The 14,769-nt window shown below is 68.8% G+C and carries 10 protein-coding genes and 1 pseudogene; 5 read left to right on the plus strand and 6 right to left on the minus strand.

The genetic code is table 11. The features are described 5' to 3' along the window. Window positions 1–49 precede the first annotated feature (49 nt). The gene (locus tag AC16DP_RS05455; RefSeq protein WP_329732643.1) at window positions 50–2,125 is read left to right on the plus strand and encodes an alginate lyase family protein; all 2,076 of its coding nucleotides are present in this window, start codon (window positions 50–52) and stop codon (window positions 2,123–2,125) included. A 58-nt stretch (window positions 2,126–2,183) separates the two neighbouring features. Then, window positions 2,184–3,509 carry a nucleotide sugar dehydrogenase gene (locus tag AC16DP_RS05460; RefSeq protein WP_329732642.1) on the plus strand — a complete coding sequence of 442 codons (1,326 nt, stop codon included), beginning with the start codon at window positions 2,184–2,186 and terminating at the stop codon, window positions 3,507–3,509. A gap of 107 nt (window positions 3,510–3,616) precedes the next feature. Here the strand turns inward: AC16DP_RS05460 and AC16DP_RS05465 are convergent, their stop codons facing one another. After that, the gene (locus AC16DP_RS05465) at window positions 3,617–4,069 is read right to left on the minus strand and encodes an SDR family NAD(P)-dependent oxidoreductase (RefSeq protein WP_329732641.1); all 453 of its coding nucleotides are present in this window, start codon (window positions 4,067–4,069) and stop codon (window positions 3,617–3,619) included. A gap of 144 nt (window positions 4,070–4,213) precedes the next feature. Between AC16DP_RS05465 and AC16DP_RS05470 the strand changes: the two genes are divergently transcribed. Both AC16DP_RS05470 and AC16DP_RS05475 read left to right on the plus strand, forming a co-directional pair. Next, the gene (locus AC16DP_RS05470; RefSeq protein WP_329732640.1) at window positions 4,214–5,941 is read left to right on the plus strand and encodes a TldD/PmbA family protein; all 1,728 of its coding nucleotides are present in this window, start codon (window positions 4,214–4,216) and stop codon (window positions 5,939–5,941) included. A 141-nt stretch (window positions 5,942–6,082) separates the two neighbouring features. Further along, the gene (locus AC16DP_RS05475; RefSeq protein ID WP_329732639.1) at window positions 6,083–6,613 is read left to right on the plus strand and encodes a hypothetical protein; all 531 of its coding nucleotides are present in this window, start codon (window positions 6,083–6,085) and stop codon (window positions 6,611–6,613) included. A gap of 78 nt (window positions 6,614–6,691) precedes the next feature. On the opposite strand, the pseudogene AC16DP_RS05480 reads toward AC16DP_RS05475, so the two are convergent. Continuing rightward, window positions 6,692–7,125, minus strand: a pseudogene (locus AC16DP_RS05480) (M24 family metallopeptidase). Window positions 7,126–7,215: 90 nt separating this feature from the next. On the opposite strand from AC16DP_RS05480, the gene AC16DP_RS05485 reads away from it, so the two are divergent. Continuing rightward, window positions 7,216–7,494, plus strand: coding sequence for a LysR family transcriptional regulator (locus AC16DP_RS05485; RefSeq protein ID WP_329732638.1), 279 nt, complete (start codon window positions 7,216–7,218; stop codon window positions 7,492–7,494). A gap of 27 nt (window positions 7,495–7,521) precedes the next feature. Here AC16DP_RS05485 and AC16DP_RS05490 read toward each other — a convergent pair whose 3' ends face one another. The 4 genes from AC16DP_RS05490 to AC16DP_RS05505 all read right to left on the minus strand — a co-directional run bounded on the left by AC16DP_RS05490 (window position 7,522) and on the right by AC16DP_RS05505 (window position 14,744). Further along, a complete protein-coding gene (locus AC16DP_RS05490) occupies window positions 7,522–9,504 on the minus strand; it encodes an SIR2 family protein (protein ID WP_329732637.1) in 1,983 nt (660 codons plus the stop codon). Between the two features lie 86 nt (window positions 9,505–9,590). Beyond that, window positions 9,591–12,143 carry a DUF5916 domain-containing protein gene (locus AC16DP_RS05495; protein ID WP_329732636.1) on the minus strand — a complete coding sequence of 851 codons (2,553 nt, stop codon included), beginning with the start codon at window positions 12,141–12,143 and terminating at the stop codon, window positions 9,591–9,593. A 32-nt stretch (window positions 12,144–12,175) separates the two neighbouring features. Beyond that, window positions 12,176–13,429 (minus strand): MFS transporter, encoded by a 1,254-nt coding sequence (locus tag AC16DP_RS05500; RefSeq protein ID WP_329732635.1) that lies wholly within the window; start codon window positions 13,427–13,429, stop codon window positions 12,176–12,178. Continuing rightward, the gene (locus AC16DP_RS05505) at window positions 13,419–14,744 is read right to left on the minus strand and encodes an ATP-grasp domain-containing protein (RefSeq protein WP_329732634.1); all 1,326 of its coding nucleotides are present in this window, start codon (window positions 14,742–14,744) and stop codon (window positions 13,419–13,421) included. The genes AC16DP_RS05500 and AC16DP_RS05505 overlap by 11 nt, the downstream gene beginning before the upstream one ends. Window positions 14,745–14,769 lie beyond the last annotated feature (25 nt).

Below are 14,769 nucleotides of genomic sequence, written 5' to 3' on the forward strand. Positions count from 1 at the left end.
GCTGGCCGGGCACTTGCTATCGCTCCCGTCCGGGATGGGACGGAGCGGAATGGGGACGCTGGGATACTACTCGACGATCGCACGGCTCGCGCCGGCAGGGCTCGCCCGGGGGATGGCGCGGCGGGTCCAGGGGGTGGCGCGGCAGGCCCTCTATAAGAGGCGCGAGCGCCTCGACGAGCCGAGGCTGTTGGAGGCCTTCGGTGCCGCCACCTCGGAGGAGCTGGCCGAGCGGGTGCTGTCGGATCGCCCGGGCGCGGCCTGGTGCGAGGTGGGGCAGCGGGCCTCTGTATTGGAGGCGCTCGCGGCCCTGTCCGGTGCCAGCGAACGGGCCCTGGAGCGGGCCCGGGCCGCGCTCAGAGGAGAGTTCGACGTCTTCGGCACCCGCGTGTGCTTTGGCGAGGGCCAGCCAGTGGATTGGAGCAGGGATCCGGTGAGCGGCTACCGCTACCCGGTCGTCCCGGTGGAGCAGCTGCGGTTGGCCCAGCCGGGGGTGGATCCGAAGTTCCCCTGGGTGCTCGGCCGGTTGGATTGTCTGGTGGCGCTCGGTCAGGGGTACTGGGTGGAGCGCGACGAGGAGGCTCGCCGGGGCTTCGCACGGGCCTTCGTGACGAGGACCCTGGATTTCCTTCAGGCCAACCCGGTGGGGCAGGGGGTTCACTGGACGTGCGCCATGGAAGTGGCGCTGCGTGCGGCCAACCTGGCGCAGGCGCTGGTGATGTTCTCGGACGCACCCGAGGCGCGCAGGCCCGAGTTCCTCGTGCCGGTGCTGGAGTCGCTCTCCGAGCACACCGCCTGGGTGGAGGCACACCTGGAGGATCAGGGCGCGGTGCCCAACAACCACCTCGTCTCCAACTACGTGGGCCTGCTGGTGGCGGGCGTGCTCTTCCCGGAGCTGCCGGACGCGCCGAGGCAGGTGGCGTGCGCGGTGACGGGGCTGCGCACGCAGATGGAGGCGCAGGTGCACCCCGAGGGCACGTCCTTCGAGGGCTCCATTCCCTACCACCGGCTGTCGGTGGAGCTCTTCACCCTGGCGCTGCTGGTGGCGCATGGCCAGGGCGTGGATCTGGGCTCGCGGTACGTGGCGCGGCTGCACCGCATGTACGAGGCCTCGCACGCCTGGAGCTCCGAGCGGGGGCTGGCGCCGCAGGTGGGGGACAACGACTCGGGCCGCGTCTTCCCCTTCCAGGAGAGGGATCCCCGCGAGCAGGGCTACCTCGCGCCGCTGGGCGCCGCGCTCTTCGGTGACGCGGAGCTCGCCGAGGGGACGTTCCCGGACGAGGCCGCCTGGCTGATGGGCATGGCGGGGCTCGAATGCTTCCGGGGGCTGCCCGAGGCACCACCCGCGAGCTCCGTGAGCTTCCCCGCGGGAGGCTTCCACGTGCTGCGCGGGGTGGGCGCGGTGGTGACGGTGAGCGCGGGCACGCAGGGACAGCACGGCGTGGGCGGGCACAGCCACAACGACAAGCTCTCCTTCGAGCTGCACCTGCACGGGCGGCCCGTCATCGTGGATCCAGGCACGGGCACGTACACGCGGGATCCCCTGGTGCGCAACGCGTTCCGCTCCACGGCCGCGCACAACACGCTCGAGCTGGATGGCGTGGAGCAGGCCCCGTTGGATCCAAACCGGCTGTTCGCGCTGCCCGAGGCGGCGCGGGCCCGCGTGCAGGTGTTCCAGCCGGGCGCGGAGCTGGATCGCCTCACCGTGCGCCACGACGGCTACCGCGCGCTGTCCTCTCCCGTGGGAGTGGAGCGCACCTTCGTGCTCGACAAGCGCGAGCGTGCGCTCGGGGTGACGGACGCGCTGGTGGGGGTGGGGCTTCACGATGTGAAGGGGAGGATCCACCTTCCGGACCGCGAGGCGCGAATGAGGGCGCCAACGCCCGAGGAGCTGGCGCGGGCGCTGCGTGTCCCGGAGGCGCCGAAGGGTTTCGAGGCAATGGGTGTGGAATTGGGGCCGGCGCAGGCACCGGAGGCACTGGTGCTCTTCGCGGCGGGCCTGGAGCCACGGTTGGAGCCGTCCCGGTACTCGCCGGGGTACGGCCTCGTGGTGCCGTCGCAGGTGGTGGTGTTCCGGGTGCGGGTGTCGCCCCCGGTGTGTCTGAGGTGGGTGGTCGTCTTCAAGTGAAGACACGTGACGGGGGTGTGACGGGGGAACCCGCACGCCTTCAGGAGAGGTGAGTCAGATGCGCGTCATGGTGAGCCCGCTGCTGGAGAAGATCCGCCGGCGGGAGGCGAGGGTGGGCGTGGTGGGGATGGGCTACGTGGGTCTGCCGCTCGGGATGGCATTCGCGGAGGCCGGCTTCCCCGTGACGGGGCTCGACGTGGACACGCGGAAGGTGGACAACATCACCAAGGGGGTGAGCTACATCAAGCACATTCCCAGTGCACCGCTGGCGGAGCTGACGAGCAAGGGCAAGCTGAAGGCCACGACGGACTTCGCGAAGGCCCGCGAGATGGATTGCATCATCATCTGCGTGCCCACGCCGCTCACGGCGTCGCGTGAGCCGGACATGAGCTACATCGTCAAGACGGGCGAGGCGCTGTCGCCTCACGTCCGTCCCGGCCAGCTCTTCATCCTCGAGTCCACCACGTATCCGGGTACCACGGACGAGGTCCTCAAGCCCCTGCTGGAGAAGAGCGGCCTGAAGGCGGGCGTGGACTTCCACCTGGCCTTCAGCCCCGAGCGCGAGGATCCGGGCAACAAGAACTTCAACACCAAGACGATTCCGAAGATCGTCGGTGGCCATACCCCGGCGTGCCTCGAGGTGGCGCAGGCGCTCTACTCGAGCGCGCTGAAGGAGACGGTGGCGGTGTCCTCCACCCGCGTGGCCGAGCTGGCCAAGCTGCTGGAGAACATCTACCGCTGCGTCAACATCGCCATGGTCAACGAGATGAAGATGCTCTGCGACCGGATGAACATCGACGTGTGGGAGGTCATCAACGCGGCGGCCACCAAGCCCTTCGGCTTCCAGGCCTTCTACCCGGGCCCGGGCCTCGGCGGTCACTGCATCCCGATCGATCCCTTCTACCTGACGTGGAAGGCGCGCGAGTACGAGTTCCACACCAAGTTCATCGAGCTGGCCGGCGAGGTGAACACGCAGATGCCGTACTACGTGGTGACTCGCACCATGGAGGCGCTCAACAAGACGAAGAAGACGCTCAATGGCGCGAAGGTGCTGTGCCTCGGCGCGGCGTACAAGAAGGACATCGACGACATGCGCGAGAGCCCGAGCCTCCGCATCATCACGCTGCTCAAGGAGAAGGGCGCCGAGGTCGACTACCACGACCCGTACGTGCCCCGCCTCGAGGAGGGCCACGGCTTCCACTACACCATGCAGTCGGTGCCGCTGAGCCCGGAGACGCTCGCCCAGTACGACGCGGTCGTCATCCTCACGGACCACTCGAGCATCGACTACAACATGGTGGTGAAGCAGTCGCAGTGCGTGGTGGACACGCGCAACGCCTGCAAGAACGTGGGCCCGGGCCGCGAGAAGGTCACCAAGGCCTAGTCACACAGGCGTGAAGGCGGACCGGCCCGGTTGCCGTTTCCGCCCGAACGCCGGAGGCCCCGCTGCGGCGCCGTGAGGGGGGGCGCCGGGGCGGGGCCTCCTCTTTTTCATGGACGCCGCGTGCCGGGGGGCGCGCCGCCCTCGGGGAGCGCCAGGTCCTCGGACGCGTAGTACGCGAGGACCTGCTGCCGGTACTCGGGCCGCGAGTACACGTCCGGACGGGGCCGCTCGATGACGTCCACCAGGACGCCCGCGGTCTCCTCGCCGGACTGCGCGCCGGGAATCCTGCGCGAGTCCATGCCACCGCCGAGCGCGTTCACGCCGAACTCCGTGGCCACCACACCGGGCAGGAAGGTGGTGACGTGGCTGTCCGGGTAGCGCTCGCGCAGCTCCTGGCGCAGGTTGGCCGTCAGCGCGTTGAGCGCGTGCTTGGCCGCGTTGTAGGCCGAGCGCACCGGGACGTACGGCACCCGCCCCAGCATGGACGAGACGTTGATGATGTGCCCCCGTCCTCGCGCCTCCGAGCTCGCCCCGGTGATCACCACCACTTTGTCGTCCATCAACGCCTCCAGAGGTTTCCCTGCTCGCGGTGCTCTCTATCCCCGCGGGCCTGGAGCGTCCAGGCGAGCGATTCCAGGGGGTTCTTCACTCGCCGTTCAGCCGCGGAGCATGCCGGCTGGAGCGGGCTCGGCTAGAGTCGGGGCGTGCGAACCCGAAACTGGACAGTCCTTCCCCTGCTCGCCGCCTCCGTCCTGCTCACCGCCGCCGCGCCCGCTCCGGACGCGCGCGTGACGCTGCTGGACGCCATGGCGGAGGAGCTCCAACGCAACCAGAAGCAGCTCAAGCTGCAGAACCACGAGCCCCCGTACTTCATGAGCTATCAGCTCAAGGAGGGCGAGCAGGCCGGCATCGTCGCCCGGTACGGGGCGATCTTCCTGGATGACACGTACCGAGATCGCAAGCTGTACGTGGACGTGCGGGTGGGCTCGTACGACTTCGACAACTCGGGACCCGAGGAGTACGACTTCTTCGGCGGCGGCAAGGGCTCCAGCTACATCGCCAACAAGGACGCGCCCGTGGACGACTCGCCCCTGGCGCTGCGCACCGCGCTGTGGCTGGTGACGGACGAGAAGTACAAGGCCGCGCTCTCGCAGTTCCTCAAGAAGAAGGCGGACAACGTCTACGCGGTGGAGGAGCCGAACCAGACGGCGTCCTTCTCCAAGGAGAAGCCGGTCACGTACGTGCAGCCGGCGGTGGCCTTCCCCTTCGACCACGACCGGTGGGTCCGTGTGGCGCGCGAGGTGTCGGCGCGCTTCAAGGCGCACCCCGAGATTTTCGACTCGGAGGTGCGGGTGACGGCGGACAGGGTGAGGCGCTTGTTCGTGTCGAGCGAGGGCAGCCGCATCGTGACGGAAGAGACGATGTACGGGCTGCACGTGATGGCGGTGACGCGCGCCGAGGACGGGCAGCTGCTGGACAACTCGCGCAACTACTACTCGCCCACCGAGGCGGGGCTGCCGGACGACAAGAAGCTGGCCGAGGCCACCCGCAAGGTGATCGAGGAGCTGCTGGCGCTGCGCAAGGCCCCGGCGATCGATCCGTACACGGGGCCGGCGATCCTCGCGGCGGAGGCGGCGGGGGTGCTGTTCCACGAGACGATGGGCCACCGGCTGGAGGGGGACAGGCAGGATGGGGAAGGGGAGGGGAAGACGTTCCGGGGCCAGGTGGGCAAGCAGGTGCTGCCGCCGTTCATCACGCTGGTGGATGACCCGACGGTGCGGACGCTGCGGGACGAGCCGCTCAACGGCTTCTACGAGTACGACGAGGAGGGCGTGAAGGGACTGCGGACGGTGCTGGTGGAGAAGGGCGTGCTGAAGGGCTACCTGCTGTCGAGGCGGCCGGTGGAGGGATTCCTGCAGTCGAACGGGCACGGGCGCAGCCAGGGGACGCGCAAGCCGGTGGCGCGCATGGCGAACCTGATCGTCGAGTCGTCGAAGCAGCTGGACGACGCGGAGCTGAAGAAGCAGCTGATCGCCGAGGCGAAGCGTCAGGGCAAGCCGTACGGGCTCATCATCCGGGACATCACGGGCGGCAACACGAACACGTCGAGCTACGGCTACCAGGCGTTCAAGGGCGTGCCGCGGATGGTGTACCGGGTGGACGTGAAGACGGGGCAGGAGTCGCTGGTGCGCGGGGTGGAGATCGTGGGGACGCCGCTGTCGTCGATCAACCGGATCATGGCGACGGGCCGCAAGCAGGGCATCTTCAACGGCTACTGCGGAGCGGAGAGCGGGAACGTGCCGGTGTCCACGGTGGCCCCGGCCCTGCTGCTACAGGAGATCGAGCTGCAGCGCGCGGTGGAGGGCAAGGACCGGCCCCCCATCCTGCTCAGCCCCACGGAGGGCACCACCGCCAGCGATGAAGTGAAGTAGGGGCCCAGGGGCTCCCGGGCAGCCGGCCCGTCCCACCCGCGGGAACCGGAAGCAGAGGAGCCCTTGTCTGCTTGCTCCCCTGCTTCCGGATTGCCCTCTCCGCTCGCATCCTCCTGCGCAGTCCAAAAGAGGGGGTTCGAGATGTCGATTCGTCTGATGTGGTGCGGTGTTCTCGTCATTGGCGCGGCGCTCTGGGGCACGGGCTGCGCTCCCGCCGCCGAGGCCCAGCAGGAGGTAGGGACCCAGCAACAGCATGCCGAGGGAGATTTCTGCGGAGGGTTTGCCGGCACCCCTTGTCCCGAGGGCTATGCCTGCATCGACGATCCCACCGACAGCTGTGACCCGGACCAGGGCGGCGCCGATTGTGCGGGCACCTGTCAGAGGGAGACCCCCGCCGCCTGCACGGGCCAGGAACCGGGCCTCAAGTACGTCTCCCGCGACCCCGCCCAGTGTGCCCTCATCCGCTACACCTGCAAGGAGGGCTACGTCCCATTCTCCAACGAGTGTGGTTGTGGCTGCCAGAGGCTGCCGCCGGCCTGTGACTACAACGACCCGGACCGCACGTACGTCTCGAGAGACCCGGACGCGTGCGCCGCCATCACCTTCATCTGCGAGGGGAACACGCAGGGGTTCTTCGATCAGTGCGGCTGCGGCTGCGAGGTCATTCCGTAGCGCGCCCCGGGTCTGACAACACGACCGGCGCGGCCGCCAGCAAGGGCCGCCGCGCCGGAGTCCCTCGGAGCCGGCCGGTCAGCCCTGGGCGGTGAGCACCTCGCGGCCCTCCCGTGTCACCAGGACGGTGTGCTCGAACTGGGCGGAGAGGCTCCCGTCCTGCGTCACCACCGTCCACTTGTCCGGCAGTATCCGGATGCCGGGGCGCCCGAGGTTCACCATGGGCTCGATGGTGAGGACCATGCCCGCGCGCAGGGTGATGCCCGTTCCCCGCCGGCCCACGTGGGACACATGGGGCGGCTGGTGCACACCGCCGCGGGAAAGCCGTGGTAGCCCAGTTGGCTCGGCGTGCCTCCGCGCCTCGCCGTGTCCTCCCGCACCCACGCGTCGATGTCCGCCGTGGTGATGCCGGGGGCCAGCCGTGCCGCGACGTACGCCAGTGTCCCCGCCGCCGCCCGCCCCGCGAGGCGCAGCCGCTCGACCTCGGTTCCCTTCAGCAATGGAATCCCCATGCACGGCAAGGTGGCACCCGGGCCTTCGGAGCGTCCAATGCTGTTTCGGTATGGTGTACGGGCGCCGGGGCGTGCGTTAATCTTCAGGGCGTGAGTCTCACGCACATCCAGTCCTTCGTCGCCGTGGCCGAGGAGCGCAACGTGGGGCGCGCCGCGCGCCGGCTCCACCTCACCCAGCCGCCGCTCAGCCGCCACATCCTCGCGCTCGAGGACGAGCTCGGCACCCGGCTGTTCGAGCGCACGCCCAGCGGCATGCGCCTGCTGCCGGCGGGCGAGGCCTTCCTCCAGCACGCGCGCCGCATCCTCGCCGAGGTGGACGCCGCGGTGCACACCGTGCGGGATGTCGCGGCGCGCGAGCAGGACGCCTAGTCGAGCGTCCTCGCGACCCTCGCGGCGTCACTTCCTCGGGGAGAAGACGACGATGGAGCTGGGCGTCACCAGCAGGTCGTCCTTGTCCGTCGGTTCGTCCTTGCTGGGCCGGGGGAGGATCTCCGTGCTCCACCGGTCTGGCACCAGCCCACACAGCTCCTTGAGCTGTCCCACCTTCGTGGGGGCGCGGGCGGTCACCGCGTGGATCTCCGAGGCGCCGAGGCTGTCCCGGATGTCCACCCAGATCTTCATCACGTCGGACGCCAGGATCTCCGCCACGGGGACCTTGCCGGCGACCACGGGGAACCAGACCGCGGGGGAGAAGACGTGCAGCTCCAGGAGCTGGATGCCCGAGCGGGGATGGTCCGTGAAGTATTGGCGGATGCCCGCCAGCGTCTGGACGAACGGGTGCAGGGGGTTCCACAGGCGGTATTGCCCCGAGGCCACCGGCCCGAGGTGCACCTGGTGGAATCCCGCCGCGTCGGCCAACCGCAGGGCCTCGGCCACCGCGGGCACGATGATGCCCAGGTCCCGGCTGTCCTTGGGGTCTCCGGGGTGGGGGGGAGGCGGTGGGTCGGTCTGGGGGAGGCGGGCCGCGACGGCGAAGATGGGCGTATCGCCGTAGCGGTAGCTCAGCGAGTGCTCGGGGCGGGTGGGCCTCCACTGGCTGGGGTCCCTGTGGGGGATGTGCTTCGCCTGCACCGCTCCCTCCAGGAGATGATTCCCCTGCCGGCCGAGGTCCGGGCTGTTGTCCAGGTTCCTGCCGCTGCTGACGATGACGCACGCGCCCCGGCCCGGAGCGGGAACGGGCAGCGGGGCATACCGCAGCCGGAGCCTCCGGGACTCTCCGACGGGAGGGTACGCGAACTCCGGGGCCGGCTTGTTCGGGCGGTCGGTGGATGGCCTGTCCATGCCATCCGTCAGGCGGAAGCCCAGCTCGTCGGGAAGCCACGCGACGGGCCTGGCGCCGGCCGCCGGAGGACTCCTGCGTTCCCAGACGGTGTCCGTCAGGCGGCCGAGCAGGTCCTTCAGGTCGTCGTAGTTCTCGTAGAGCACAGGGGTGATCCCCAGGCGCGTCTGGAAGAACCGCTCATCGGGTGGCGCCTTCTTTCCGTTCTTGAATTCCTCCCGGGCGAACAGCGCGAAGTGGGGGTAGGGGCCGGGCCCGTAGTGGTGGGCAATCTCTCCAAAGAGATTGATGAGGTAGTCCTCGAGGATGCCGGAGCCCAGGAAGAGCAACGAGCGCCGGGAGAAGACCTCGGCGAAGGCCCGGCGGAAGTGGGGCTGGGCGTTGATGGCCCGCTGGTACTGCTGATGGCCCGCGACCACCTCACCCGCCAGCAGGCGGCGGCGTGGCTCGTCGAGGATGAGCTCCGCGTCGAGCGTCTCGGGCCGCTCGGCCTGCCCGCCCAGGAAGCCTTGCAGGGCCCAGAGGATGGGCCGTGTCGGTGCATCCAGCGAGCGGAGGACCTTGTGGCAGTCCTCGACGCTTCGGCCGAGCACCTCGGGTACATCCGTCTCGTCCCGCTTCGCCGTCAGCGAGGCCGTGCCCACACGCTCCGGGCCCGCCAGCACGGCGGGGCGGGATTGCCGCATCCGGCTCACCACATACAGGTCGTCGTAGTTGGTGGTCAGCACCAGCGGCCAGTAGCACCGGGCGAGCGCCTGCGTCTGGGGCGGAATGGCGCAGGTGCCCGGGGCCGAGCCGCTCGCGTTGAGCGCCTTGCGAAACGCCTCGGCGCGGAGGTCCGCGTCCAGGGAGCCCAGTCCCATCACCGCCTTGTCCGCCAACCGGTACAGCTCCGCGGTCTCCGGGGCCCGGTCCGTCTTGCCGTCGAGGTAGTGCTGGATGTTCTCGGGCAGCGCGACGCCGCCTTCCCGGGCCAATCCCACGAGCAGCTTCAGCCAGCCCGTACAGACGGGAATGCTCATTCCCGAGCCGATGAATGGCACGAGCAGGCCCCGCCGGTAGGTGCTGGCGAGGTGCGGCAGGATGTCATCGAACTCCACGAGTCCCCCTTCATGAAGACGCCTGGGCGGCGTCCGCAGTCTGGTGGGGAACCGGGCATCACTCAAGGAGATGGGGCATGAGCTCGTCACACGCTCCACCAATAGGACCATTTGACGAGCAAGGCGTCGTTGGCGGGCCCCGAGAGGAGATTGCCGGGCAGGAGGGTCGCGGGCGGCGTGACGCCCTTGGGGTAGGGGCCCTCGTGCTGCGAGCGGCTGTAGACGAGGAACAGGGTGGAGCCCAGCCCGTACTCCCAGCGCAGCACCAGGTTCAGATTCAGCGCCGCGTCGTGGAAGCCGGGAGGGCCCACATAGCTGGTGGGCACCAGATCCCTGTCCACCCGGATGGTCGTGCCACGGGGGCGGGCCTCGTAGAAGGTGCCATAGCGGCCGAAATCCGTGAAGAGCTGCGCGTAGGCCTGGAGCGTCAGCCTCGGGGTGACCACCCACTGTTGCCGCAGGGTGATCGAGGCGAACTCCGAGCGCAGATCTCCGAAGAAGTACTGCTCCGCCTCTCCGGGCTCCAGGTAGCGAGGCCCGTGTACGGTGCGGTCCACGTTGAGGCTCAGCCGCGTCTCCAGCCAGTCATTGGGCCGGAAGATGGCGCTCACGGTGGAGCCGTAACCCAGCTTCACGCTGCCATCCATCTGCTTGTTGAAGCCAACGGCCGCGAAGGTGTTCACGAAGAAGGACTTGCTCTCGTCCGTGTTCCACAGGAGCGCCAGGTAGAGCTCCGGCCGGCGGTAGAAGCCGAGGCCCGTCCCGGAGATCTCCCGCACGTCATACCCGAGCGAGGTGAAGCCCAGCTCGGTACCCAGGGTGTGCCAGCCAGGGAAGACGCCGCGGACGTTGAGGACCGCCGACCCGTTGCGCGGGAGGAGGCGCTCATCCGTGGTCCACGACTGCGACGCGGTGAAGTCCGCGTCGAAGCGGTGGAGCACGCCCACGCCATTGGGCCGCGTGTAGTGCAGTCCCAGTCCGGCGATCTGCTGGTTCTGGCTGCGGAGGAACCCCACCGCGTTGAGATCCAGGGTGGGTGAGGCGTAGCGGTAGTTGACGTCGAAGCGGAATGGCTCGCCGCCCAGCTTCCCGGCGGCGACGTAGCCGCCGAAGCCGCCCGCCCCTCGCTCCAGCACGACGCCGTCTCGCAGCGTTCGCGAGGGGGGCCCGCCGACCACCTGGGAGCCCTCCAGCTGCCCCTGGATCGCCCAGGTGCCGTCCGCCGTGTGGAGATCCCAGTCCACCGCTGCGGCGTTGCCGCCCTGGGCGGAGCAGGAGGGCGGCGGGACGGGCAGGGCGGCCTCCGCCTCGGTGCAACGGCGGGTGAGGGGCACCGCCGAGCTGACGCGCGCCCCCACGGTGGAGTTGGCACCGACCGCGCCGCGCACCACGCCCACGAAGTAGTTCTCCGGCACCGGCAGGGTGGCGGGCAACTCGTGGTCCGGGCCCAGGTGCAGCGGCCGTGTCAGATTGAACCGGAGGCCGCGGTCCGGCCGCGCCTCGTCCGTGTTGTTGCGTTGCGCGCCCGCCACGAGCACGTCCAGGAAGCCCACGTCCAGCCCCTTGCCCACCGTCCCCGTCAGCTTCGCCGCTCCCAGGATGGGCGCGTCCAGGCCGATCCGTCTCGAGTAGAAGAGCTGGTGCGGCGAATCCGTGCCCAGCACGGGCTGGAACAGATCCATCCCCTGGGTGAAGAAGGGCCGCTTCTCCGGGAAGTACTGCTCGAAGGTGGAGAGATTGAGGATGATCTGATCCGCCTCCACCTGTCCGAAGTCCGGGTTGATGGTGGCGTTGAGCGTCAGCTCGGAGGTGAGCGCGGCCTTCACGTCCACCCCCAGATCCGCGGAGGGAACCCACAGGCGTGGCTCGGGGCGGGTGGCATCGGAGAACTGCGGCCGCAGCACCATGCGGGTCGCGGCGTAGGGCGTGAGCTCCAGACGCCCCGTATTCTGGAGTTGCTCCAGCCCGGTGAGGTGGCCCAGCCGGGACACCCTGCCGTTGGCGTCACGAGGGATGAAGACCGAGAGGTTCTCCTCGAAGAGCCGGGCGATGGTGCGCTGGGCGGCGAAGCCCCACGTCTGCACCGGGGCGGACGGGTAACGGAGGATCCGCAAGGGGATGATGAGCTCCGCCGTCCAGCCGTCGGGGGCCATGGCGGCGGCGCCGTCCCAGACGGCATCCCATTCCTGCGTCTCCTTGATGTCCTGGAACAGGAGCGAGTCCGCCTGCACCCCGCCCGCGGTCACCTTGAAGACATAGCCGGTGCGATGGTCATGCGCGGAGTCGATGATGACCTGGATGGCGTCCGAGTAGGGCGGTTGATCCCTCCGCCCCAGGTTGCGGATGATCTCCTCCGGCCGCGAGTCCTGGAGGTGGAAGCCAAAGTAGACATTGTTCTCGTCGTACAAGACACGCATCTGCGTGCGTTGGGACGGAGCGGCATTGGCCTTGGGGAAGGTCTGCACGAAGGCGTCGAACACCGGCGCCTGCTGCCAGGCGGGCTCGTCCAACTTCCCATCCGCCCGGATCTGCGCCGTGGTGCGAGTGGCCTGGATGAGCTGCCCCACCCCAGGCCCCTCCACCGCCGCCAGCGCGGGCAATGCCACCCACGCCGCCATCATTGCCGCGAGCCTTGACACGGTCCTGTTTCCTTCCCTGGGTATCCAACGCGTCAGGATGCTTCGATGCCGAGTTTCGGACGGCGCCCCGCCATGAGCAGGCGCAAGCCAATGATCGCGACCGCCAGCAGCGGCAGGCCGTGGAACAGCGCCACCACTCCCGCCGGGTGCATCCACTCGAAGAATGGCGCGGAGATCAGCATGCCAATTCCAAACCCCACCATCTGCATGAGGGTGAGCAGGCTGAAGATGGGCAGCCGGAGCTCGTCACTCGTCCGCTGGGCGCGGGACACCAGCGCCACCTCGGCCAGCCCGTCACCCAACCCGGCCAACGCCGCGAAGGTCAGGAGCAGCGGCAGGCCGTCCTGGCGGAAGCAGAGGATGAAGCCGGCGGACATCATCACCACCCCGGCGAAGAACATCCGCTCCAACCAGGGCTCCGGCCGGGGAGCGCGCCGGCCGAGGCCGCTGGCCAGACGGGCCCCGGCGAACTTGCCAACGGCCCAGCAGGCCAGCAGGAAACCCATCACCCGGGCGGCGCCCTGTGCATCGATCAGTTTGGCGAGCACCGGGAAGCCGACGTTGTGGGCGGCGCTCCCCAACGTATCGAACAGCGTCACCAGCAGCATGGAGGCCAGGACTGGCAGCGCCCGCAGGCCCACGCGCAGCTGCCGCCACTCGTCCAGATAGCTGCTGCCTCCGCTACTCCGGCTGGCCGCCGCGCTCCCTTCACTTCGCAGCGGAAGGATGAGCAGCCCCGCCACCAGGTAGGTCAGCACATTGATGGCGAAGACCGCCTGATAGCTGGCCAGGGCGATGAGCAGACCGGAGGCCAGACTGCCCAGCACCATGCCCAGCGACGACATGGACGTCAGCCAGGCGTTCACCCGCATGAGCAGCTCCTGCCGCACCAGCCCTGGCAACTGGCTGTTGAGGCCAATGGAGAACAGCGCGTTGCACAGCCCCAGTGCCAGGGCGATGAACGGCAGCACGGGCACATGCAGCTCCGAGGGCAGCAGGAGCAACAGGCCAATGGCGCCGGCACGGATGACGTCGAGCACCACGAGCGGGGCGCGGCCGGGGAATCGGCGGAAGAAGACGGTGCCCATCAGGCTGGCCGCGATGCCACCGCTGACGCGGCATGCCAGGAATATCCCCACCATGATGGCATTGCGGCTCTGCAGGTAGACGTAGGTGGACAGGGCCACCATGTTGAGGAAGGCCCCCACGTCGGAGACGAAGCGGGCCGAGACCAGCAGCACCGCGTTGGAGGCCGGCGGAGCGGCGCCGGTGGAGTCAGGCGCCAACTTCCACCTCCACCGCGACCTGCGCCCGGATCTGCTCATCGATGCGATGGATGTCGGCCACCGAGTTGCCCTTGAACCAGGCATCCACCACGAACACCTCCTCGTAGTCACCCCCCACGCGGTCTCCAGGCCTGGCATAGCCGGCGATGTCCACCATGCCAGGAATGGCGGACGCCTGCTCCAACCCGGTGATGCGCCGGAGCACGCCACCCCGGCGGGGGTAGAGGGCCATCATGCCGTACAGGCCCTCGGGCTTCTGGACGACAGGTTTGTCGACCGGCTGGCCCACCGTCTGACGGATGAAGGTGTCCGCGTAGTCGACGTTCGCGAGCGTCTTGAAGCTGTCGCTCACCCGCATGCCTCCGATGCGCGGGTTGACCTCGATGACGCTCGGACGCCCCTGGCTGTCGTAGCGCAGCTCGACGTGGCAGAAGCAGTTCTTCAATCCCAGACTGCGGATGACGTCGACGGTGTAGTCCCGGACGCGCTGTTGCATGGTCTCGTCCAGCCGCACGGGCGGGGTGACCAGCAGATTCTCGTAGGAGCAGTAGGCCTCCTGCGTGACGTCGAGCTTGTCATGGATGAGGACCGGGTAGGCCGTGTCCTCGGTACAGAGGAACTCCACGCTGAGCTCCCAACCGTCGATGGCCTCCTCCACCAGCACCTGGGACAAGGGATCGAAGCGCCGCGTGCCATGCCGGGGGTCCTGGTACTCATGGGCCGCGAAGAAGTGCGCGTAGTAGCCCTTGCGGACGTTCTCCAGGTAGTGCCGGAGCACCTCGCGCGCCTGCTGCAGCGTGGTGCAGCGGGAGATGAAGCTGGAGCCCACACCGACGAGGGGCTTGATGATCAGCGGGAAGCCCACCGTGCGCACCGCTTCCTCGAGCTCCGCGTCGTTGCCGGCCAGCGCATGGCGGATGGTATAGACCCCCGCCTGCTGCAGGGTCTGGCGCATCAGGTACTTGTTGTTGGCCCGCAGCAGGGCCTCCGGGTTGTTGTGGGGCAGGCCATGCTGGCGTGCCAGTTCCGCGACCTGCATGCCCAACAGCCCCTGGCCCGTGAAGAAGCCGAGGATGGTGTTGATGCCCACGATGTGGCGTGTGCTGGCCAGCTGCTCGTAGAGGGCACTCAGGTTGGCGGATGACCAGTCATCGGTCCGGATCAGCTCGAACGGTTGATCCTTGACCAGATGCTCGGGGATCGTCGTCGGCGCCACGACCACCACCGCGAAGCCCATCTCCACCGCTCGGCGGGCGACCGCGCAGGTCGAATAAAAGGAGAACTTCTCCAGAAGGAGGATTGTCGGTTGGGACATGTGAGTCTCTCGCTGAAGCGCTGCC

The sequence above is a fragment of the Archangium sp. genome, from assembly GCF_057119385.1.

Coding starts and splice junctions, on each gene's coding strand:
- AC16DP_RS05455 (WP_329732643.1), top strand. CDS start 50: ATGGGGACGCTGGGATACTACTCGACGATCGCACGGCTCGCGCCGGCA.
- AC16DP_RS05460 (WP_329732642.1), top strand. CDS start 2,184: ATGCGCGTCATGGTGAGCCCGCTGCTGGAGAAGATCCGCCGGCGGGAG.
- AC16DP_RS05465 (WP_329732641.1), bottom strand. CDS start 4,069: ATGGACGACAAAGTGGTGGTGATCACCGGGGCGAGCTCGGAGGCGCGA.
- AC16DP_RS05475 (WP_329732639.1), top strand. CDS start 6,083: ATGTCGATTCGTCTGATGTGGTGCGGTGTTCTCGTCATTGGCGCGGCG.
- AC16DP_RS05505 (WP_329732634.1), bottom strand. CDS start 14,744: ATGTCCCAACCGACAATCCTCCTTCTGGAGAAGTTCTCCTTTTATTCG.